The sequence below is a fragment of the Pseudomonas delhiensis genome (assembly GCF_900187975.1).
Lineage (GTDB): Bacteria > Pseudomonadota > Gammaproteobacteria > Pseudomonadales > Pseudomonadaceae > Pseudomonas > Pseudomonas delhiensis.
In genome coordinates this window covers 169,608-189,950 of sequence record NZ_FZPC01000010.1, presented here as the reverse complement: position 1 = coordinate 189,950, position 20,343 = coordinate 169,608, and the positions used below count along the sequence as shown (strand labels likewise).

Sequence of the window (20,343 nt, the reverse complement as noted above, 5' to 3'; positions counted from 1 at the left end):
CTTTTCCGCCCGCGTCCGAGAATTCTATGACCGTCACCATCAAGACGCCCGAAGACATCGAGAAAATGCGCATCGCCGGCCGCCTGGCCGCCGAGGTGCTGGAAATGATCGGCGAGCACGTCAAGCCCGGGGTCACCACCGACGAACTGGACCGCATCTGCCACGACTATATAGTCAACGTCCAGCAGGCCATCCCCGCGCCCCTGAACTACAAGGGCTTCCCCAAGTCCATCTGCACCTCGATCAACCACGTGGTCTGCCACGGCATCCCCAACGAGAAGCCGCTCAAGGAAGGCGACATCGTCAACATCGACATCACCGTCATCAAGGACGGCTACCACGGCGACACCAGCAAGATGTTCCTGGTCGGCAAGACCCCGGAATGGGCCGACCGCCTGTGCCAGATCACCCAGGAATGCATGTACAAGGGCATCGCCGTGGTCAAGCCCGGCGCGCGCCTGGGCGACATCGGCGAGGTAATCCAGAAGTACGCCGAGAAGAACGGCTTCTCGGTGGTGCGCGAGTACTGCGGCCACGGCATCGGCAAGGTGTTCCACGAGGAGCCCCAGGTGCTGCACTACGGCCGCGCCGGCACCGGCCTGGAGCTCAAGGAAGGGATGATCTTCACCATCGAGCCGATGATCAACCAGGGCCGCCCGGAAACCCGCCTGCTGGGCGACGGCTGGACCGCCATCACCAAGGACCGCAAGCTTTCCGCCCAGTGGGAGCACACCGTGCTGGTGACCGCCGACGGCTACGAGATCCTCACCCTGCGCAACGACGAGAGCTTCCCGCGCACCAGCGCGTGAGCGGCGTTTGCAATCTCGCCGACGGCTGGGTAGAACATAGAAATCCCGGCCCGGCACCCTCGCCGGGCCTGGCGCCATGCGCCCCAGGCCCGGTCGATGACTTGCCCCTGCCCTCCCCCATCCCAGAATCAGGAAGGCCGCCATGCCGCAGGTGGATCCCGAGTTGTTCGACCCTGGGCAGTTCCAGGCGGAACTGGCCCTCAAATCCAGCCCCATCCCCGCCTTCAAGAAGGCCATCCGCCAGGCCAACGAGGTGCTGGACGCGCGCTTCAACGGCGGCCGTGACATCCGCCGGCTGATCGAGGACCGCGCCTGGTTCGTCGACCAGATCCTGCAGCAGGCCTGGCAGCGCTTCGCCTGGTGCGAGGACGCCGACATCGCCCTGGTGGCGGTGGGCGGCTACGGCCGCGGCGAGCTGCACCCGCACTCGGACATCGACATCCTGATCCTGCTCGAGGGCGAGGACCAGGAAGTCTTCCGCGAGCCCATCGAGGGCTTCCTCACCCTGCTCTGGGACATCGGCCTGGAAGTCGGCCAGAGCGTGCGCTCGGTGGCCGAATGCGCCGAGGAGGCGCGCGCCGACCTGACGGTGGTGACCAACCTGATGGAGTGCCGGACCATCTCCGGCCCCGACCACCTGCGCCAGCGCATGCTCGAAGCCACGGCCAGCAGCCAGATGTGGCCCAGCGGCCAGTTCTTCCTGGCCAAGCGCAAGGAGCAGATCCACCGCCACACCAAGTACAACGACACCGAATACAACCTGGAGCCCAACGTGAAGGGCTCCCCCGGCGGGCTGCGCGACATCCAGACCATCCTCTGGGTGGCCCGCCGCCATTTCGGCAGCCTCAACCTGCACGCGCTGGTCAAGGAAGGCTTCCTGGTGGAAAGCGAGTCCAGCGTGCTGGCTTCCTGCCAGGAGTTCCTCTGGAAGGTCCGCTACGCCCTGCACATGCTCGCCGGGCGCGCCGAGGACCGCCTGCTGTTCGACCACCAGCGGCGCATCGCCGGCATGCTCGGCTACCAGGACAGCGACGCCAAGCTGGCCGTCGAGCGCTTCATGCAGAAGTACTACCGGGTGGTGATGGCGGTCTCCGAGCTGAACGACCTGATCATGCAGCACTTCGAGGAAGTCATCCTGCGCGCCGGCGAAGGCGGCAACGTGACGCCGCTGAACAGCCGCTTCCAGGTCCGCGACGGCTACCTGGAGGTGACCAACGCCAACGTCTTCAAGCGCACCCCCTTCGCCCTGCTGGAAATCTTCGTGCTGATGGCCCAGCACCCGGAAATCAAGGGCGTGCGCGCCGACACCATCCGCCTGCTGCGCGACAGCCGGCACCTGATCGACGACGAGTTCCGCCACGATATCCGCAACACCAGCCTGTTCATCGAGCTGTTCAAGTGCAAGGAAGGCATCCACCGCAACCTGCGGCGGATGAACCGCTACGGCATCCTCGGCCGCTACCTGCCGGAGTTCGGCCTGATCATCGGGCAGATGCAGCACGACCTGTTCCACATCTATACGGTGGACGCCCACACCCTCAACCTGATCAAGCACCTGCGCAAGCTGCAGCGCCCGGACATGGCCGAGAAGTACCCGCTGGCCAGCAAGATCATGGAGCGCCTGCCCAAGCCGGAGCTGATCTACATCGCCGGCCTCTACCACGACATCGCCAAGGGCCGCGGCGGCGACCATTCCGAGCTGGGCGCGGTGGATGCCGAGCTGTTCTGCCAGCGCCACCAGTTGCCGCAGTGGGACACCCAACTGGTCAGCTGGCTGGTGCAGAACCACCTGGTGATGTCCACCACCGCGCAGCGCAAGGACCTCTCCGACCCGCAGGTGATCTTCGACTTCGCCCAGCTGATGGGCGACCAGACGCGCCTGGACTACCTCTACGTGCTCACCGTGGCCGACATCAACGCCACCAACCCGAGCCTGTGGAACTCCTGGCGCGCCAGCCTGCTGCGCCAGCTCTACACCGAGACCAAGCGCGCCCTGCGCCGCGGCCTGGAGAACCCGCTGGACCGCGAGGAGCAGATCCGCCAGACGCAGAGCGCGGCCATCGACATCCTGGTCCGCGACGGCATCGACCAGGACGACGCCGAGCAGCTCTGGAGCCAGCTGGGCGACGACTACTTCCTGCGCCACAGCGCCGCCGACGTGGCCTGGCACACCGAGGCCATCCTCCAGCACCCGCACGACGGCACGCCGCTGGTGCTGATCAAGGAAACCACCCAGCGCGAGTTCGAGGGCGGCACCCAGATCTTCATCTACGCCGCCGACCAGCACGACTTCTTCGCCGTGACCGTGGCGGCGATGGACCAGCTCAACCTGAACATCCAGGATGCGCGGATCATCACCTCCACCAGCCTGTTCACCCTCGACACCTACATAGTGCTCGACGCCGATGGCGGCTCGATCGGCGACAATCCCCAGCGGATCGCCGAGATCCGCCAGGGCCTGGTGGACGCGCTGAAGAACCCCGACGACTACCCGACCATCATCCAGCGCCGCGTGCCCCGGCAGCTCAAGCACTTCGCCTTCGCGCCGCTGGTGACCATCTCCACCGACGCCTCGCGCCAGGTCAGCGTGCTCGAGGTCATCGCCCCCGACCGCCCGGGCCTGCTGGCGCGCATCGGCGGGCTGTTCCTGGACTTCGACCTGTCGGTGCAGAACGCCAAGATCGCCACCCTCGGCGAGCGCGTGGAGGACGTGTTCTACGTCACCGACGCGCACAACCAGCCACTCTCCGACCCGGACCTGTGCAAGCGACTGCAGGCGGCCCTGGTCGAGCAACTGTCACAGGCCAACGGCCAGGAAACCGTTCCGGTCCGCATCAGCATCTGACGAGCGACTTACATGAACCCAGACCTCGACCTGCTCCAGCCCTACCCCTTCGAGAAGCTCCGCGCCCTGCTCGCCGGCGCCCAGCCGCCGGCCGGGCTGCCGCACATCGCGCTGTCCATCGGCGAGCCCAAGCACCGCTCGCCCGCGTTCGTGGCCAAGGCCCTGGCCGACAACCTCGACCAACTGGCGGTATACCCGACCACCCTGGGCCTGCCGGCCCTGCGCGAAGCCATCGCCGCCTGGTGCGGGCGCCGCTTCGGCGTCCCCGCCGGCTGGCTGGACGCGGCGCGCCACGTGCTGCCGGTGAACGGCACCCGCGAGGCGCTGTTCGCCTTCACCCAGGCCGTGGTCGACCGCAGCCGGCAGGGCCTGGTGGTCAGCCCCAACCCCTTCTACCAGATCTACGAGGGCGCGGCCCTGCTGGCCGGCGCCCAGCCGCACTACCTGGCCTGCCGCGCCGGGAACGGCTTCAACCCGGACTTCGACGCGGTGCCCGCGGAGGTCTGGCAGCGCTGCCAGATCCTCTTCCTCTGCTCCCCGGGCAACCCCACCGGCGCGCTGGTGCCCATGGACACCCTGAAGCAGCTGATCGCCCTGGCCGACCAGCACGACTTCCTGATCGCCGCCGACGAGTGCTACAGCGAGCTGTACTTCGACGAAGGCAACCCGCCGCCCGGCCTGCTCAGCGCCTGCGCCGAACTGGGCCGCTCGGACTTCAGGCGCTGCGTGGTGTTCCACAGCCTGTCCAAGCGCTCCAACCTGCCGGGCCTGCGCTCGGGCTTCGTCGCCGGCGACGCCGAGGTGCTGAAGAAATTCCTCCTCTACCGCACCTACCACGGCTGCGCCATGCCGGTGCAGACGCAACTGGCCAGCATCGCCGCCTGGCAGGACGAGGACCACGTGCGCGCCAACCGCGACCTGTACCGCGAGAAGTTCGACGCGGTGCTGGACATCCTCCAGGACGTGCTCGACGTGCAGCGCCCGGACGGCAGCTTCTACCTGTGGGCGAAGACGCCCATCGCCGACACCGAGTTCTGCCGCGGCCTGTTCGACCAACAGCACGTCACCGTGGTGCCGGGCTCCTACCTGTCCCGCGAAGTGGACGGCGAGAACCCCGGCGCCAACCGCGTGCGCATGGCCCTGGTGGCCCCGCTGGCCGAGTGCGTGGAAGCGGCCGAGCGGATCAAGCGGTTCGTCCAGGCCAGCCCAGTTCAAGCCCGGAGCCGCCTGTAGCCAAGGCCAAACGGCGGATAACGCGGAGCGTTATTCGCCCTACGCCGAGCCCACCCTTGACGTAGGGCGTATAACCGTTCGCGGTTATACGCCGTTTCACCTGGGCTTCAGCCCGCGCCATGGTCAAGCTCGAAGCCGCCTGCCGCCTGCCGCCTGCAGCCGCCCTACACCCACCGCCCCGCCTTGCTGGTCAGCCAGGCCTCCTGGGAGTCCAGGTCGGCCAGCACCTTGCGCATGGTCTCGTCGTCCACCAGGTTCTCCCGGCGCAGGCGGTACAGCTCCAGGCGCTGGGTGCGCAGCGCCTTGATGCGCAGGGCCTGGTCGGCCACCTCCAGGCTGCGGGCGCGCTGCCGGGCCTCGGCGCTGTCCGGCGCCGGGTCCAGCTGCTGGCGGTACTCGGCCATCAGCCGCGCCTTCACCTCCGCCAGCCGCGTCGCCTCCTCGGCATCCACCTTCTCGCCGGCCGGCATTTCCTCCTTCTCCAGCATGTGGATGGCCGCCACCGCCGTGTGCCGCCATACCGAACGGAACTCCAGCTCCGACTGGTCGTTGCTGGCCACCGGCAGGCCCTTGAGCAGGACCGGCAGGCCCAGGGTGGCCGCCAGCAGCGACACCAGGATCACCCCGGCGGCGATGAAGATGATCAGGTCGCGCTGCGGGAAGGGCTCGCCGCTGCCCAGCAGCAGCGGCACCGAGAGCACGCCGGCGAGGGTCACCGCCCCGCGCACCCCGCCCAGCGCCGAGATCGCCGACAGCCGCAGCACCGGCTCGCCGGGCTTGCCGCCCAGCTCGATGCCCCACCAGCGCTCGAAGCGCAGCGACAGCTTCCAGTAGCACCAGACCCAGGCGAAGCGCAGCAGGATCAGCACCGCGTACACCGCCAGCACGTAGAACAGCAGCAGCGAGGAACGCCACAGGCTGTCGCCGGCGTGGTGCGTCACCGACTTGAGGATGTCCGGCAACTGCAGGCCCAGCAGCAGGAACACCACGCCGTTGAAGGCGAACTCCAACATCGACCAGACGCTGCGGTTGAGCACGCGGGTGTTGGTCTGCCGCGGCAGCAGGTCGGTCCAGCTCTGCATCATGCCCGCCGCCACCGCCGCGAGGATGCCGGACACGCCGAACTCCTCGGCGACCATGTACACGGCGAACGGCAGCAGCAGCATCAGCACCACGTGGGTGGCCGGGTCGTCCCAGCCGCGGCGGATCATCCAGCCGCGGATGCGCCCCAGCAGCCAGCTCAGCACCACGCCGCAGGCCAGGCCGCCGATGGCCACGAGGAGGAAACTGAGGCTGGCGTCGAGCAGCGAGAAGGCCCCGGTCATGGCCGCCGCGATGGCGAACTTGAAGGCCACCAGGCCCGAGGCGTCGTTCATCAGCGCCTCGCCCTGGAGCACGTGCATCAGCCGCCGCGGCAGGCGGTTCTGGGCGATGGCCGACACCGCCAGGGCGTCGGTGGGCGACAGCACCGCGGCCAGGGCGAAGGCGGCGGCCCAGGGGATCTCGGGAATCAGCAGGTGGATGAAGGCCCCGCCGCCGGCCACGGTGAACAGCACCAGGGCGAAGGCCAGGGTCAGGATCGGCCAGCGCATCTGCCAGAACTCGCCCTTGGGCATGCGCCAGCCGTCGGCGAACAGCAACGGCGGGATGAACAGGAACATGAACAGCTCCGGGTCCAGCGCCACGTGCAACCCCAGGCTGGGCCAGGCCAGGACCGCCCCCGAGGCGATCTGGATCAGCGGCAGCGGCAAGGGCAGCAACTGTGCCACCAGGCGGGTGCCCCCGACCACCAGCAAGAGGATGAGCACGGTATACACGGTTTGCATCGACGATCTCCCGGTCGTCAGTTCGCGGCGCCACATTGAAACATCCAGAGACACGCTCCATCAGCTCCCGGTCGGGCAATAGACTATTGCAATGACGAAAGGTCCGCCCCGCCTTCCCCGCCCCCGCAACTTCGCGGGAAAATGGCATAATCCCGCGCTTGCCAAAGGAACGACGAGGAGCGCCGCCCGTGACCCAGCGGACCATCTACGGAATCAAGGCCTGCGACACCATGAAGAAAGCCCGCACCTGGCTGGAGGAACATGGCGTCGACTATGCCTTCCACGACTACAAGACTAGCGGAATAGACCGCGCGCACCTGCAGCAGTGGTGCGCCGAGCACGGCTGGCAGACGGTCCTCAACCGCGCCGGCACCACCTTCCGCAAGCTCGACGAGGCGCAGAAGGCCGACCTCGACGAAGCCCGCGCCATCGAGCTGATGCTCGCCCAGCCGTCGATGATCAAGCGCCCGGTGCTCGACCTCGGCGACCGCACCCTGGTGGGCTTCAAGCCCGACCAGTACGCCGCCGCGCTGGCCTGACACCTTCCACCGTTTTTCGAGGAACCGCACATGTCCCAATCCCTGTTCAGCCTGGCCTTCGGCGTCGGCACCCAGAACCGCCAGGACGCCTGGCTGGAAGTCTTCTACGCGCAACCGCTGCTGAACCCGGCCGCCGAGCTGGTCGCCGCCGTCGCGCCGATCCTCGGCTACGAAGCCGGCAACCAGGCCATCGCCTTCAGCAACCAGCAGGCCTACCAACTGGCCGACGCGCTGAAGACCATCGCCCCGGCCCAGGCCGCGCTGCTCAACCGCCTGGCCGAAAGCCAGAAGCCGCTGGTCGCCACCCTGCTGGCCGAAGACGCCGCCCCCGCCTCCACCCCCGAGGCGTACCTGAAGCTGCACCTGCTCTCGCACCGCCTGGTCAAGCCGCACGGCGTCAACCTGTCGGGCATCTTCCCGCTGCTGCCGAACGTGGCCTGGACCAACATCGGCGCCGTCGACCTGGCCGAGCTGGCCGAGCTGCAACTGGAAGCGCGCCTGAAGGGCAAGCTGCTGGAAGTCTTCTCGGTGGACAAGTTCCCGAAAATGACCGACTACGTGGTCCCGGCCGGCGTGCGCATCGCCGACACCGCCCGCGTGCGCCTGGGCGCCTACATCGGTGAAGGCACCACCGTGATGCACGAAGGCTTCGTCAACTTCAACGCCGGCACCGCCGGCCCGGGCATGATCGAAGGCCGCGTCTCCGCCGGCGTGTTCGTCGGCAAGGGCTCGGACCTGGGCGGCGGCTGCTCGACCATGGGCACCCTGTCCGGCGGCGGCAACATCGTCATCAGCGTCGGCGAAGGCTGCCTGATCGGCGCCAACGCCGGCATCGGCATCCCGCTGGGCGACCGCAACATCGTCGAGGCCGGCCTGTACGTCACCGCCGGCACCAAGATCGCCCTGCTGGACGACCAGAACAACCTGGTCAAGGTGGTCAAGGGCCGCGAGCTGGCCGGCCAGCCGGACCTGCTGCTGCGCCGCAACTCCCAGACCGGCGCGGTGGAGTGCAAGACCAACAAGACCGCCATCGAGCTGAACGAAGCGCTGCACGCGCATAACTGAGACGGGAAGCGACAAGCTGCAAGCCCTAAGCTGCAAGTAAAGGCACTTTGGCTTGCAGCTTGAGGCTTGAAGCTTATGGCTTTGCATTCCCCCTGGCGCTCCGCCTTCCCCGCCCTCGCCGCGCTGGCAGCCGAGGAGCAGACCTACCTGGACAGCGCCGCCACCGCGCAGAAGCCCCAGGCCATGCTCGACGCCCTGGCCGGCTACTACGCCAGCGGCGCCGCCAACGTGCACCGCGCCCAGCACCTGCCCGGCGAGCGCGCCACCCGCGCCTTCGAGGCGACGCGCACGCGCCTGGCGCACTGGCTGGATGCGGGCAGCCCGGAACAGCTGGTGTTCACCCATGGCGCCACCGAGGCACTGAACCTGCTGGCCTACGGCCTGGAGCCGCTGTTCGGCGAAGGCGACGAGATCGCCGTCAGCGCCCTGGAGCACCACGCCAACCTGCTGCCCTGGCAGCAACTGGCGCTGCGCCGCGGGGCGAAGCTGGTGGTGCTGCCGCTGGACGACCGCGGGGTGATCGACCTCGAGGCCGCCCGGCAACTGATCGGCCCGCATACCCGGCTGCTGGCCGTCAGCCAGTTGTCCAACGTGCTCGGCACCTGGCAGCCCCTGCCGGAACTGCTGGCCCAGGCCCGCGCACAAGGCGCGCTGAGCGTGGTGGACGGCGCCCAGGGCGTGGTCCATGGCCGCCACAGCCTGTCTGCCCTGGGCTGCGACTTCTACGTGTTCTCCAGCCACAAGCTCTACGGCCCCGAGGGCCTGGGCGTGCTCTGGGGCCGCGCGGAGGCGCTGGCGCGCCTGCGCCACTGGCAGTTCGGTGGCGAGATGGTGCAGAACGCCGACTACCAGAACGCGCACTTCCGCCCGGCGCCGCTGGGCTTCGAGGCCGGTACCCCGGCCATTGGCGCGGTGATCGGCCTGGGCGCCAGCCTGGACTGGCTGGCCCGCCAGGACGCCGCGGAGCTGGCCGCCCACGAGGCCGTGCTGCATGCGCAACTGCTGGCTGGCCTGCGCGCCCGCGACGGCGTGCGCCTGCTGGGCGAACCCCAGGCGGCGCTGGCCAGCTTCGTGGTGCGGGACGTGCACAGCGCCGACCTCGCCCACCTGCTCACCGAACAGGGCGTGGCGGTGCGCGCCGGGCACCACTGCGCCATGCCGCTGCTCAAGCACCTGGGCCTGCCCGGCGCCATCCGCGTGTCCCTGGGCCCGTACAACGACGGCACCGACCTGGAACGCTTCTTCCACGCCCTGGACGGCGCCCTGGAGCTGCTGCGATGAGCCTGCCCAAAACCGCCCGCCAGGCGCTGGAAGCCTTCGCCGGCCAGCCTTCCTGGGAACAGCGCGCGCGCCTGCTGATGCAATGGGGCGACAAGCTGGAACCGCTGGGCGAGGAAGAACGCAGCGAAGCCAACCGCGTCCACGGCTGCGAAAGCCTGGTGTGGCTGGTGGCGGAGCAGCGCGATGGCGCCTGGCATTTCCGCGCGACCAGCGATGCGCGGCTGTTGCGCGGGTTGCTGGCATTGCTGCTGGCGCGGGTGCAGGGATTGCCCGGCGAAGAACTGGCGCAACTCGACCTGGCCCAGTGGTTCAACGACCTCGGCCTGGGCCGCCAACTCTCCCCGTCACGCAGCAATGGCTTGAATGCGGTGCTGAAACGGATGCAGGAGCTGATCCAGGCGTAGGGCGAATAACGCTCCGCGTTATCCGCCGCCTGACCTTGGCCGACCCCCACTCGCTACCGAGCACGAAGCCGCCCTCGAAGCTACGCCAGGCTCAACCATGGCATTGACCACCGATCGCGGTGTAACGGCGGATAACCGCGAACGGTTATTCGCCCTACGCGCTACGCTCCGAAGGCCGCCGCGCCCCCGCCACCAGCTTATCCACAGCCCTCGCCGCCGCGGCCATGCCGAAGGTGGCGGTAACCATCATCACCGCCCCGAAACCACCCGCGCAGTCCAGCTTCACCCCCTCGCCAACGAACCCCTTGGCCTGGCAGACGCTGCCGTCCGGCTTGGGGTAGCGCAGCTGCTCGGTGGAGAACACGCAGGGCACGCTGTAGTGGCGGCCCGGCGTGCGCGAGAAGTTGTAGTCGCGGCGCAGCAGCGAGCGCACCTTGGCCGCCAGCGGGTCGTTGAAGGTCTTGTTCAGGTCGGCCACCTGGACCTGGGTCGGGTCGACCTGGCCGCCGGCGCCGCCGGTGGTGACGATCTGGATCTTGCGCCGCTTGCACCAGGCGATCAGCGCCGCCTTGGCCGGCACGCTGTCGATGCAGTCGATGACGAAGTCCATGTCGCTGGTGATGCACTCGGCCATGGTCTCGCGGGTGACGAAGTCGGCCACCGCGTGGACCTTGCACGCCGGGTTGATGGCGCGGATGCGTTCGGCCATCACCTCCACCTTGGGCTTGCCCACGGCGCCGTCCAGGGCATGGACCTGGCGGTTGGTGTTGGTCACGCAGACGTCGTCCAGGTCGAACAGGGAAATCTCGCCAACGCCGCTGCGCGCCAGGGCCTCGGCCGCCCAGGAGCCGACGCCGCCGATGCCGACCACCGCCACGTGGGCCGCGGCCAGGCGCTCCAGCCCCTGGGTGCCGTAGAGGCGGGCGATGCCCCCGAAACGCTGATCGTCCACTACCATCACAGTGCCTCCGCAAAAAACGCCCGGCATTCTATAGGAAGGCGGGCGCCAGGGCCGGCCGAATTGACCCCCGGCAAGACCGCCGCCGGGCGCTGCCGACATTCTACGCCGGCCCCGGGGCGCCGGACGGGAGCTATACACCCAGTGGGGTGCGGGGTAGGATGCGCGCCGGCCCGTTCCCGGCCCCGAAACACCGACAGGAACCCGATCGCTCCATGCCATCACGCAAATTCGGCCTCAACCTGGTCGTCCTGGTCGCCCTGGCCGCCCTGCTCACCGGCGTCTGGGCCCTGTACAACCGGCCGGTGAGCGCGCCGGACTGGCCGGAAAGCATCTCCGGCTTCTCCTTCTCCCCCTTCCGCCTGGACCAGAGCCCGCAGAGCGGCCGCTACCCCAGCGACGAGCAGATCCGCTCGGACCTGGAGCTGGTCTCGCGGATGACCGAGAACATCCGCACCTACTCGACCAAGGGCAGCCTCGCCGACATCCCCTTCCTCGCCGAGGAGTACGGGATGCGCGTCAGCCTGGGCATCTGGATCGGCGCCGACGAGGCCGAGAACGAGGCGGAGATCGCCCGCGGCATCGAGATCGCCAACCGCTCGCGCAGCGTGGTGCGGGTGATAGTCGGCAACGAGGCGCTGTTCCGCCGCGAAGTCACCAGGGACCAGTTGATCGGCTACCTCGACCGCGTCCGCGCCGCGGTGAAGGTGCCGGTGACCACCGCCGAGCAGTGGCACATCTATGAGAAGTACCCGGAGCTGGCCAGGCACGTCGACGTGATCGCCGCCCACGTGCTGCCCTACTGGGAGTTCGTGCCCATGCAGGACTCGGTGCAGTTCGTCCTGGAGCGCGCCCGCGACCTGCGCCTGAAATTCCCGAAGAAGCCGCTGCTGCTGGCCGAGGTCGGCTGGCCCAGCAACGGCCGCATGCGCGGCGGCGCCACAGCCACCCAGGCGGACCAGGCCATCTTCCTGCGCGAGCTGACCAACGCGCTGAACAAGAAGGGCTACAACTACTTCGTGGTCGAAGCCTTCGACCAGCCGTGGAAGTACACCGACGAAGGCTCGGTGGGCGCCTACTGGGGCGTGTTCAACGCCGCGCGCCAGCCCAAGTTCAACTTCCAGGGCCCGGTGGTGGCCATTCCCAAGTGGCGGGTGCTGGCCATCGCCTCGGTGGTGCTGGCGCTGCTCACCTTCACCCTGCTGCTGATCGACAGCAGCGCCCTGCGCCAGCGCGGGCGGACCTTCCTCGCCGTGGTCTCGTTCGTCTGCGCGTCCATCCTGGTGTGGATCGGCTACGACTACAGCCAGCAGTACAGCACCTGGTTCAGCATCACCGTCGGCGCGCTGCTGGGCATAGGTGCGCTGGGCGTGGTGATAGTGCTGTTCACCGAGGCCCACGAGCTGGCCGAGGCGGTATGGACGCGCAAGCGCCGCCGCCTGTTCCTGCCGGTCACCGCGGCCGACGCCTACCGGCCCAAGGTCTCCATCCACGTGCCCTGCTACAACGAGCCGCCGGAGATGCTCAAGGAGACGCTGAACGCCCTGGCGAAGCTCGACTACCCGGACTTCGAGGTCCTGGTGATCGACAACAACACCAAGGACCCGGCGGTGTGGGAGCCGGTGCAGGCCCATTGCGAGCAGCTCGGCCCGCGCTTCCGCTTCTTCCACGTGGCGCCCCTGGCCGGCTTCAAGGGCGGCGCGCTGAACTACGCGCTGCAGTTCGTCGCGCCCAACGCCGAAGTGATCGCGGTGATCGACTCCGACTACTGCGTCGAGCCGGACTGGCTCAAGCACATGGTGCCGCACTTCGCCGACCCGCAGATCGCCGTGGTGCAGTCGCCCCAGGACTACCGCGACCAGCACGAGAGCACCTTCAAGCGCCTGTGCTACGCCGAGTACAAGGGCTTCTTCCACATCGGCATGGTCACCCGCAACGACCGCGACGCGATCATCGAGCACGGCACCATGACCATGGTCCGGCGCCAGGTGCTGGACGCGCTGAAGTGGGCCGAATGGTGCATCACCGAGGACGCCGAGCTGGGCCTGCGGGTGTTCGAGCGCGGCCTCTCGGCGGCCTACTTCGAACGCAGCTACGGCAAGGGCCTGATGCCCGACACCTTCATCGACTTCAAGAAACAGCGCTTCCGCTGGGCCTACGGCGCCATCCAGATCATGAAGCGCCACACCGACGCCCTGCTGCGCGGCCGCGGCCCGGACGGCAGCAAGCTGACCGGCGGCCAGCGCTACCACTTCGTGGCCGGCTGGCTGCCGTGGATCGCCGACGGCATGAACATCTTCTTCACCCTCGGCGCGCTGCTCTGGTCGGCGGCGATGATCATCGTGCCCAAGCGCGTCGACCCGCCGCTGCTGATCTTCGCGATCCTGCCGCTGACGCTGTTCGCCTTCAAGGTCGGCAAGATCCTCTTCCTCTACCGCCGCACCGTGGGCGTGAACCTGCGCGACGCGCTGTTCGCCGCGCTGGCCGGGCTGTCGCTGTCGCACACCATCGCCAAGGCGGTGCTGTACGGCTTCGTCACCCGTTCCATCCCCTTCTTCCGCACGCCGAAGATGCGCTCCAGCCACGGCCTGCTGGTGGCCCTGGCGGAGGCCCGCGAGGAAGTGTTCATCATGCTCCTGCTGTGGGGCGCGGCCCTGGGCATCGTGCTGGTGCAGGGCGTGCCCAGCCCGGACCTGATGTTCTGGGTGGTGATGCTGCTGGTGCAGTCGCTGCCCTACCTGGCAGCGCTGATCATGGCCCTGCTCTCCTCGCTGCCGCGCCCACGCGAGGAAGAGGTGCTGAGCGGGTCCGAGCAGGTGGGTTGAGCACCGTGCCTCTGTAGGAGCGCGCCCTGCGCGCGAAATCGCGGGCAGGGCCCGCTCCTACAGTTCGCCGAGAGGCACGGTATCCCCCTGTAGGAGCGGACCTTGTCCGCGATAGCCGGCGGTTCCGGCGCGTTTCGCGGATAAGATCCGTTCCTACGCCGCCCCACCGCACCATTCCCCTGCAGGAGCGCGCCCTGCGCGCGAAATCGCGGGCAGGGCCCGCTCCTACAGTTCACCGTGAGGCACGCTATCCCCCTGTAGGAGCGGACCTTGTCCGCGATAGCCGGCGGTTCCGGCGCGTTTCGCGGATAAGATTCGCTCCGCCACCCCACCGCACCATTCCCCTGTAGGAGCGCGCCCTGCGCGCGAAATCGCGGGCAGGGCCCGCGCCATCCAACACAGCGCGCACGTTGTAGGCCCCGGTGCGACCGGACGACGCGCCGGCCCCGCGCTTTTGCTTTAAGATGTGCGCCTTTTCCGTTTCACCCTGGATGCCTTGCCCATGTCCCTGTCGCCGACCCTGGCCCTCGCCTGCGAGTTGATCCGCCGGCCCTCCGTCACCCCCGTCGATGCCGACTGCCAGCAGCTGATGATGCAGCGCCTGGCCGCCTGCGGCTTCGACCTGGAGCCGATGCGCATCGAAGAAGTGGACAACTTCTGGGCACGCCGCGCCGGCCGCGACGGTGGCGCAGGCCCGGTGCTGTGCTTCGCCGGGCACACCGACGTGGTCCCCACCGGCCCCGAGCAGGCCTGGCAGCACCTGCCGTTCGACGCCCTGATCGACGCCAACGGCATGCTCTGCGGGCGCGGCGCGGCGGACATGAAGGGCAGCCTGGCGGCCATGATCATCGCCACCGAGCGCTTCGTCGCCGAGCACCCGGACCACCGCGGCAGCATCGCCTACCTGATCACCAGCGACGAGGAAGGCCCCGCCCAGCACGGCACCAAGGCCGTGGTCGAGCGACTGCGCGCGCGCAACGAGCGCCTGGACTGGTGCATCGTCGGCGAACCCTCGAGCACCACCCTGGTGGGCGACGTGGTGAAGAACGGCCGCCGCGGCTCCCTCGGCGCCGTCCTCAGGGTACGCGGCGTACAGGGCCACGTGGCCTACCCGCACCTGGCGAAGAACCCCATCCACCTGGCCGCCCCGGCCCTGGCCGAACTGGCCGCCGAGCACTGGGACGACGGCAACGCCTTCTTCCCGCCGACCAGCTTCCAGATCTCCAACATCAACGGCGGCACCGGCGCCACCAACGTCATCCCCGGCGAGCTGGTGGTGGTATTCAACTTCCGCTTCTCCACCGAATCCACCCCGGAGGGGCTGCAGCAGCGCGTCGCCGCCATCCTCGACAAGCACGGCCTGGACTGGCACGTCGACTGGGCGCTGTCCGGCCTGCCGTTCCTCACCGAGCCGGGCGAGCTGCTCGACGCCGTGGCCGCCAGCATCCAGGCGGTGACCGGGCGCAAGACCCAGCCCTCCACCTCCGGCGGCACCTCCGACGGCCGCTTCATCGCCACCCTGGGCACCCAGGTGGTCGAGTTGGGCCCGGTCAACGCCACCATCCACCAGGTCAACGAGCGGGTGCTGGCCAGCGACCTCGACCTGCTCAGCGAAATCTACTACCAGACCCTGGTGCGGCTGCTGGCATGAGCGATGTGAAGAAAGGCTTCTGCCTGGCCGCCACCCAACCCGACATCCCACCGCCGACGCCGGCCCCCGAGCGCCGCTACGCCCTGCGCAGCTACCAGCTCAACCTGCGCCAGCGCAGCCTGCCGCTGCTCACGGTGCTGAGCCCGCTGCGCACCGGGCGCAAGGACTGACATGCTCACCTGCCCGATCTGCCAGGCGCCCCTGGAGCGCCTCGACAACGGCGTGAAGTGCCCCGCCGGGCACAGCTTCGACCGCGCCCGCCAGGGCTACCTGAACCTGCTGCCGGTGCAGCACAAGAAGAGCCGCGACCCGGGCGACAACGCCGCCATGGTCGAGGCCCGCCGCCAATTCCTCGGCGCCGGCCACTACGCCCCGCTGGCCCGGCGCCTGGCCGAGCTCGCCGCCGAACGCGCGCCGGCGCGCTGGCTCGACATCGGCTGCGGCGAGGGCTACTACACCGCGCAACTGGCCGAGGCCCTGCCCGGCAGCGACGGCTACGCCCTGGACATCTCCCGCGAGGCGGTGAAGGCCGCCTGCCGCCGCGCCCCGCAGCTGACCTGGATGGTCGCCAGCATGGCCCGGGTGCCCCTGGCCGACGCCAGCTGCCAGTTGCTGGCCAGCGTGTTCAGCCCCATCGACTGGAACGAGGCGGCCCGCCTGCTGCCGGCCGGTGGCGGCGTGCTGCGCCTTGGCCCGGCCCGCGACCACCTGCTGGAACTGCGCCAGCGCCTGTACGACGAGGTGCGCGAGTACATCGACGACAAGCACCTGGCCGACCTGCCGCCGAGCCTGGCCCTGGCCCATACGGAAAGCCTGAATTTCCGCCTGGCCCTGGACAGCCGCGAAGCCCGCGAGACACTGCTGGCGATGACGCCGCACGGCTGGCGGGTCAACCCGCAGCGCCGCGAGCGCATCCTCGCCGAGCCCTTCGTGGTCACGGTGGCGGTACGCTACGATTGGCTGGAACGCCAAACCCCCTGACGAGGACGCCCATGCGCCAACCGGATATCGAGATCTACCTGAAGGACGCCGACCAGGCCGCCGTCGGCGCCTGGCTGGCCGAGGCGCTGGGCCCCTGCAGCGACTGGCGGCGCCAGGGCGAGACCTTCAAGTGCCTGGCCGACAGCCCGCGCGGGATGATCCCGCTGACCTGGCTGCCGCAGGCGGTGGGCAAGTGGCACAGCCTGTTCATCGACAGCGACGCCACGCCCTGGGACGACGACCTGGCCTGCGCGAAGGCGGCCAACGCCGCGCTGGGCGTGGAGGTGCGCTGCGCGCCGGGTGGCTGGAGCGAGGAACAGGGCGAGGAAGACGCCGACCGCTGGCTGAAGGTGACCGCCGAGGGCGTGGCCGAGATCACCTGGCGTACCGGCTGAAGCACGAAAACGGCGCTTCCGCGGTACGCGGCGCCGTCATTGAACAGCCGTGCGCCAGGCGCCGGCTGGAAAACAAAGGCCCGTCTCGCGACGGGCCTTTGATTTCGGGGGCTCAGACCTTGGCGACGTCTTCCGCCTGGAGGCCTTTCTGACCCTGGATCACCGAGAACTCCACTTTCTGGCCTTCGACCAGGGAGCGGTGACCTTCGCCACGAATGGCGCGGTAGTGGACGAAAACGTCCGGACCGCTGTCGCGTTGAATGAATCCATAACCCTTGGCGTCATTGAACCACTTGACGGTTCCGACCTCACGATCAGCCATTACCACACTCTCCAACTTGCGATTTTATTTTTGGGTGGCCCCCGGGAATGAGGACTGCAACGGCTCGACAGGCGGAAGGTTGTCCGCGTTGACCGTCCAGGGCCTTAGCCGCTGGAAGGCAATTCGAATAACACCCCAATGACGACCGCGATCCCGAGTATATAAATCAAAAGTTACAGCTGGAAAGCACTTTTTCGCCTTCGTGCCGGCACCCTCGCCAATCTGGCCAAAGTGCCATTCCACGGGGCTTCCAAGGCCATTTTGGTGCGTTCTGGCGATATAAGGAAGATGTAAGTTTTTTCATTCCGAGTGTGCTGCGACGCACATTTACGCACTGACAGGCAACGGCTGCCGGCCGGAATTTCCTCCGGCCGGCAGTGCCGGGACACTCAGGGGTTCTTCGCGGTGAAATCGGCCAGGTGCCGCGCCAGCGCCTCGTACTGGTAGGGTTCGAGGCGATAGGCCCAGCCCTTGCGCGCCTGGACCTGCCCGTCGGCGAAGCCCTCGATGCGCTCCAGCAACAGCCAGTTCTGCCCGCCCTGCTCCAGCACGCGCCCGCCCAGGCTGGCGCCGTCGAGGGTCCTGAGCGCCAGGCTCAGCCGCGTCGGCCCCTTGAACTGCACCTGGTCCAGCGGCGCCGTTTCGCTGAAGGTCAGCCCGCCGAAGGGCGTGGCCATGCCATTGGCGATGGACTCGTAGGCCAGCTTGGCATCCCTGGGCAACTGGCGCACCCGCAGGTTGGGCTCCCCGGCCTGGTCGCGGAACACCGTCAGGGTTTCCCCGCCGGGGTAGCTCACCGAGACCTCGGCGATCTTCTCGAAGGGGATGCTGGTGATGCGCCGGTCCAGCCAGTCCAGCTCGTCGGGCGGCAGGCGCAGGTCCTTGTCGATCAGCCAGACCTGGTCGTCGCCAGGCTGGCGCACCAGGCGCCCGCCCTGCTGCGCGGCCTTGCCCACCAGCAGGTCCAGGGGCGCGCCGCCGCTGCGTTCCAGGCTCAGGCGCACGGCGGCGCCCTCGCCCTGGTCGGCGACGCCGAGCTGGGCGAAGTTGGCCGGCTCGCGGGTCTTCGCCTCGACCTTGCGCGCCTGCGCCAGGTCGTGCAGCAGGTCGCCGACCAGGCGCCCGGCCGCCGGGTAGCCGGCCTTGGCCGGCATCACCCAGCGCCCGTCCTGGCGCGCCACGCGGATGTCCGGCTGGCCGGGGCGGCGCACCGTCACCGCGCTCACCTGCTGCGCGTCCAGGCCCGGGAAATAGCGTGCCTCCTTCGGCACCACGCGCTCCGGCTCGCGCTGCAGCCAGGCGTAAAGGCCGCCGAGCGCCAGCACCAGGGCCACCAGCAGGATCAGACTCTTGCGCTGCATGGCCGCCTCCTCAGGCCTGGCGCCGGCGGCGCCACCACCACAGGGCGAGCACGCCCAGGGTCAGCAGCAGCGGCACGGCGGCGATGTTGACGATCTTCAGGGTGCGTCCCAGGGACTCGATGTCCGCGTTGAGCTGGAACTGCACGTCGCGCAGCTCCTTGCGGATGCGCACCCGTTCCTGGATGAACTGCTGCACCGCGCCCTGCTGCTCGGGGGTCAGCTCCAGGACCTTGGCCGGGTCCTGGTTCTGCAGCGCGGCGAGTTTCTGCTCGGTGTCCGCCAGGCGCGCCTTGAGCGCGTCGGCCTTCTCGCGGAAGCGCGTCTCGGCCTGGCGCTGCAGTTCGTCCACCACCGTGAACGGGCGGCTGAAGCGCCCGCGCGAACGCACGCTGATCAGCGCGTCGGAGCCGGCCAGGTTGTCCAGCGCGTTGATCACGAAGCTGGCGTTGTCGGCCCAGGGCTGCGGCACACGCTGGCCGAAGAAATCCTGCACCTGCACCCACATGCGGTCGGTGAGCAGATCGGTGTCGGCCACGGCGATGACGTTGATGTTGTCGGCGCTCTTCAGGCCATCCTTGCGGCCTTCGATGCCATTGGGGAAGGCGCTCTGCGCCGGCCCCTGGATACGCGCGGCCAGGGCGTAGCGCCGGCCGGTGGGCTTGAGCTGCGCCATCAGCTCGCCGGGATCGCGCAGGCCGGCGAAGCGCTGGGCGTCGAAGGGCATGGCGAGGGTCGAACTCTGTACCAGCGGGGTGAAGCGGGTCTTCGCGTCCTTGAGCGGCTCCAGGATGCCGGCGGTGGCCAGGGTCAGGTTCTCCAGCCCGGCGGTACTCACGTCGTCGGCGTCCAGGGCCTTGGCGTCAAGGTTCAGCCAGGCCGGGTGATGCACCGCGCGCTGGCCCTGGCCCATGCTCACCGACATGGCGTAGCTGCCGTCGCCCAGCACCTTGCCCGGCAGCAGCTGCACGCCCCAGGCCCTGAACAGCGGTTCGAGGTCCGAGGCCTGGTCGCCGGGGCCGTCCAGCGCGGCCATGGGCGAGGACTTGTCGGCTTCGCTGAAGGGGTCGACGAAGACCAGCAGCTTGCCGCCGCGCAGCACGAACTGGTCGATGGCGTAGAGCGTCTGCTGCGGCAGGTGCTTGGGGTGCACCAGCAGCAGCACGCTGACGTCGTCCGGGATGGCGTCGACGTCAGCCTTGAGGCTCTTCAGGTCGAACTGCTGGCGCACCTCGTCGAGCAGCATCCAGGGCGAACTGGGCTGCTGCGTCTGCATGTCGAAGCCGCCGGTCATCTGCAGGGTGCTGAGCACGCCCACCACCGGCCGCTTGGGGTGCGCCAGGGCGTTGACCAGGCGGCTGAGGTCGTACTCCAGGAATTCCTCGTGGTCCGGCTGGAAGAACGGGATCACCTGGGTGTTGTCCAGGGCATCGGTACCAGCCAGGCCGAAGTACAGGGTGTCGCCACCCTGGTTCAGCGGCACCGCCTGCAGGCCGAACTCGGCGGCCTTGTCCTCTTCCTCGGAGAACGGCTGCGGGTCGATGACGTGCAGGCGGATCTTGCCGTCGGCCTCGCGCTCGTAGGCCTTGAGCAGCTCCTCCACGCGCTTGGCGTAGTTGCGCAGCGGGACCAGGTCCTTGCTGCCCTTGTCGGAGAAGAAGAAGTACAGGTTGATCGGCTCGCCGATGGAGCCCAGGACCTTCTTCGTGCCGTCGGAGATGGTGTAGAGCTTCTGCTGCGTCAGGTCCAGGCGCGCGCCGGTGAAGGCCAGCCCGGAGACCAGGTTGAAGGCCAGGAACAGCAGGGCGATGACCAGCAGCCCGGCGGCGGAATACATCAGTTTCTTCATGC

The 20,343-nt window shown here is 68.6% G+C and carries 17 protein-coding genes; 12 read left to right on the top strand and 5 right to left on the bottom strand.

Going from position 1 to position 20,343, the window contains the following annotated elements; genetic code table 11:
• The first annotated feature begins 26 nt into the window (after window positions 1-26).
• The 3 genes from map to dapC all read left to right on the top strand — a co-directional run bounded on the left by map (window position 27) and on the right by dapC (window position 4,887).
• Window positions 27-809 carry a type I methionyl aminopeptidase gene (gene map / locus CHC02_RS11370; RefSeq protein ID WP_089391578.1) on the top strand — a complete coding sequence of 261 codons (783 nt, stop codon included), beginning with the start codon at window positions 27-29 and terminating at the stop codon, window positions 807-809.
• A 142-nt stretch (window positions 810-951) separates the two neighbouring features.
• Window positions 952-3,654, top strand: a complete 2,703-nt coding sequence (locus tag CHC02_RS11365; protein WP_089391577.1) for a [protein-PII] uridylyltransferase — start codon at window positions 952-954, stop codon at window positions 3,652-3,654.
• Window positions 3,655-3,666: 12 nt separating this feature from the next.
• Complete coding sequence (gene dapC / locus CHC02_RS11360) at window positions 3,667-4,887, top strand: succinyldiaminopimelate transaminase (protein WP_089391576.1); 1,221 nt, start codon at window positions 3,667-3,669, stop codon at window positions 4,885-4,887.
• 164 nt (window positions 4,888-5,051) lie between these two features.
• On the opposite strand, the gene CHC02_RS11355 is transcribed toward dapC, so the two are convergent.
• Window positions 5,052-6,713 (bottom strand): Na+/H+ antiporter, encoded by a 1,662-nt coding sequence (locus tag CHC02_RS11355; protein ID WP_089391575.1) that lies wholly within the window; start codon window positions 6,711-6,713, stop codon window positions 5,052-5,054.
• 188 nt (window positions 6,714-6,901) lie between these two features.
• Between CHC02_RS11355 and CHC02_RS11350 the strand changes: the two genes are divergently transcribed.
• The 4 genes from CHC02_RS11350 (at window position 6,902) to CHC02_RS11335 (ending at window position 10,002) form a co-directional block, all read left to right on the top strand.
• Window positions 6,902-7,252, top strand: coding sequence for an ArsC family reductase (locus CHC02_RS11350; RefSeq protein WP_089391574.1), 351 nt, complete (start codon window positions 6,902-6,904; stop codon window positions 7,250-7,252).
• Window positions 7,253-7,282: 30 nt separating this feature from the next.
• A complete protein-coding gene (gene dapD, locus CHC02_RS11345; protein ID WP_089391573.1) occupies window positions 7,283-8,317 on the top strand; it encodes a 2,3,4,5-tetrahydropyridine-2,6-dicarboxylate N-succinyltransferase in 1,035 nt (344 codons plus the stop codon).
• A gap of 75 nt (window positions 8,318-8,392) precedes the next feature.
• Window positions 8,393-9,598 carry an aminotransferase class V-fold PLP-dependent enzyme gene (locus tag CHC02_RS11340; protein ID WP_089391572.1) on the top strand — a complete coding sequence of 402 codons (1,206 nt, stop codon included), beginning with the start codon at window positions 8,393-8,395 and terminating at the stop codon, window positions 9,596-9,598.
• Window positions 9,595-10,002 carry a SufE family protein gene (locus CHC02_RS11335; RefSeq protein WP_089391571.1) on the top strand — a complete coding sequence of 136 codons (408 nt, stop codon included), beginning with the start codon at window positions 9,595-9,597 and terminating at the stop codon, window positions 10,000-10,002. The genes CHC02_RS11340 and CHC02_RS11335 overlap by 4 nt, the downstream gene beginning before the upstream one ends.
• A 154-nt stretch (window positions 10,003-10,156) precedes the next feature.
• Here the strand turns inward: CHC02_RS11335 and tcdA are convergent, their stop codons facing one another.
• The gene (gene tcdA / locus CHC02_RS11330; RefSeq protein WP_089391570.1) at window positions 10,157-10,960 is read right to left on the bottom strand and encodes a tRNA cyclic N6-threonylcarbamoyladenosine(37) synthase TcdA; all 804 of its coding nucleotides are present in this window, start codon (window positions 10,958-10,960) and stop codon (window positions 10,157-10,159) included.
• 215 nt (window positions 10,961-11,175) lie between these two features.
• On the opposite strand from tcdA, the gene CHC02_RS11325 reads away from it, so the two are divergent.
• From CHC02_RS11325 to CHC02_RS11310, 5 genes are all read left to right on the top strand, one after another.
• Window positions 11,176-13,785: a glycosyltransferase gene (locus CHC02_RS11325; RefSeq protein WP_089391569.1), complete on the top strand. Its 2,610-nt coding sequence runs from the start codon at window positions 11,176-11,178 to the stop codon at window positions 13,783-13,785.
• A gap of 502 nt (window positions 13,786-14,287) precedes the next feature.
• Entirely contained in the window at window positions 14,288-15,436 is a 1,149-nt protein-coding gene (gene dapE, locus CHC02_RS11320) for a succinyl-diaminopimelate desuccinylase (RefSeq protein WP_089391568.1), read from the top strand.
• Window positions 15,433-15,606 carry a hypothetical protein gene (locus tag CHC02_RS30200; protein WP_167364782.1) on the top strand — a complete coding sequence of 58 codons (174 nt, stop codon included), beginning with the start codon at window positions 15,433-15,435 and terminating at the stop codon, window positions 15,604-15,606. Before dapE ends, CHC02_RS30200 begins: the two co-directional genes overlap by 4 nt.
• Window position 15,607: 1 nt before the next feature.
• A complete protein-coding gene (locus CHC02_RS11315) occupies window positions 15,608-16,417 on the top strand; it encodes a putative RNA methyltransferase (protein ID WP_089391567.1) in 810 nt (269 codons plus the stop codon).
• A gap of 11 nt (window positions 16,418-16,428) precedes the next feature.
• Window positions 16,429-16,812 (top strand): hypothetical protein, encoded by a 384-nt coding sequence (locus CHC02_RS11310; RefSeq protein WP_089391566.1) that lies wholly within the window; start codon window positions 16,429-16,431, stop codon window positions 16,810-16,812.
• A gap of 112 nt (window positions 16,813-16,924) precedes the next feature.
• On the opposite strand, the gene CHC02_RS11305 is transcribed toward CHC02_RS11310, so the two are convergent.
• The 3 genes from CHC02_RS11305 to CHC02_RS11295 all read right to left on the bottom strand — a co-directional run bounded on the left by CHC02_RS11305 (window position 16,925) and on the right by CHC02_RS11295 (window position 20,341).
• Window positions 16,925-17,134 (bottom strand): cold-shock protein, encoded by a 210-nt coding sequence (locus CHC02_RS11305; protein ID WP_043249868.1) that lies wholly within the window; start codon window positions 17,132-17,134, stop codon window positions 16,925-16,927.
• A 389-nt stretch (window positions 17,135-17,523) separates the two neighbouring features.
• A complete protein-coding gene (locus CHC02_RS11300) occupies window positions 17,524-18,495 on the bottom strand; it encodes a DUF4340 domain-containing protein (protein ID WP_089391565.1) in 972 nt (323 codons plus the stop codon).
• Between the two features lie 10 nt (window positions 18,496-18,505).
• Window positions 18,506-20,341, bottom strand: coding sequence for a GldG family protein (locus CHC02_RS11295; protein WP_089391564.1), 1,836 nt, complete (start codon window positions 20,339-20,341; stop codon window positions 18,506-18,508).
• Window positions 20,342-20,343 lie beyond the last annotated feature (2 nt).

Bases quoted from the DNA above. Each gene is read 5' to 3' on its own strand.
- CHC02_RS11295 (WP_089391564.1), bottom strand. From the start codon at position 20,341: ATGAAGAAACTGATGTATTCCGCCGCCGGGCTGCTGGTCATCGCCCTG.
- CHC02_RS11300 (WP_089391565.1), bottom strand. From the start codon at position 18,495: ATGCAGCGCAAGAGTCTGATCCTGCTGGTGGCCCTGGTGCTGGCGCTC.
- CHC02_RS11365 (WP_089391577.1), top strand. From the start codon at position 952: ATGCCGCAGGTGGATCCCGAGTTGTTCGACCCTGGGCAGTTCCAGGCG.
- CHC02_RS30200 (WP_167364782.1), top strand. From the start codon at position 15,433: ATGAGCGATGTGAAGAAAGGCTTCTGCCTGGCCGCCACCCAACCCGAC.
- map (WP_089391578.1), top strand. From the start codon at position 27: ATGACCGTCACCATCAAGACGCCCGAAGACATCGAGAAAATGCGCATC.
- tcdA (WP_089391570.1), bottom strand. From the start codon at position 10,960: ATGGTAGTGGACGATCAGCGTTTCGGGGGCATCGCCCGCCTCTACGGC.
- dapD (WP_089391573.1), top strand. From the start codon at position 7,283: ATGTCCCAATCCCTGTTCAGCCTGGCCTTCGGCGTCGGCACCCAGAAC.
- CHC02_RS11335 (WP_089391571.1), top strand. From the start codon at position 9,595: ATGAGCCTGCCCAAAACCGCCCGCCAGGCGCTGGAAGCCTTCGCCGGC.
- CHC02_RS11325 (WP_089391569.1), top strand. From the start codon at position 11,176: ATGCCATCACGCAAATTCGGCCTCAACCTGGTCGTCCTGGTCGCCCTG.
- CHC02_RS11340 (WP_089391572.1), top strand. From the start codon at position 8,393: ATGGCTTTGCATTCCCCCTGGCGCTCCGCCTTCCCCGCCCTCGCCGCG.
- CHC02_RS11315 (WP_089391567.1), top strand. From the start codon at position 15,608: ATGCTCACCTGCCCGATCTGCCAGGCGCCCCTGGAGCGCCTCGACAAC.
- dapE (WP_089391568.1), top strand. From the start codon at position 14,288: ATGTCCCTGTCGCCGACCCTGGCCCTCGCCTGCGAGTTGATCCGCCGG.
- CHC02_RS11305 (WP_043249868.1), bottom strand. From the start codon at position 17,134: ATGGCTGATCGTGAGGTCGGAACCGTCAAGTGGTTCAATGACGCCAAG.
- CHC02_RS11310 (WP_089391566.1), top strand. From the start codon at position 16,429: ATGCGCCAACCGGATATCGAGATCTACCTGAAGGACGCCGACCAGGCC.
- dapC (WP_089391576.1), top strand. From the start codon at position 3,667: ATGAACCCAGACCTCGACCTGCTCCAGCCCTACCCCTTCGAGAAGCTC.
- CHC02_RS11355 (WP_089391575.1), bottom strand. From the start codon at position 6,713: ATGCAAACCGTGTATACCGTGCTCATCCTCTTGCTGGTGGTCGGGGGC.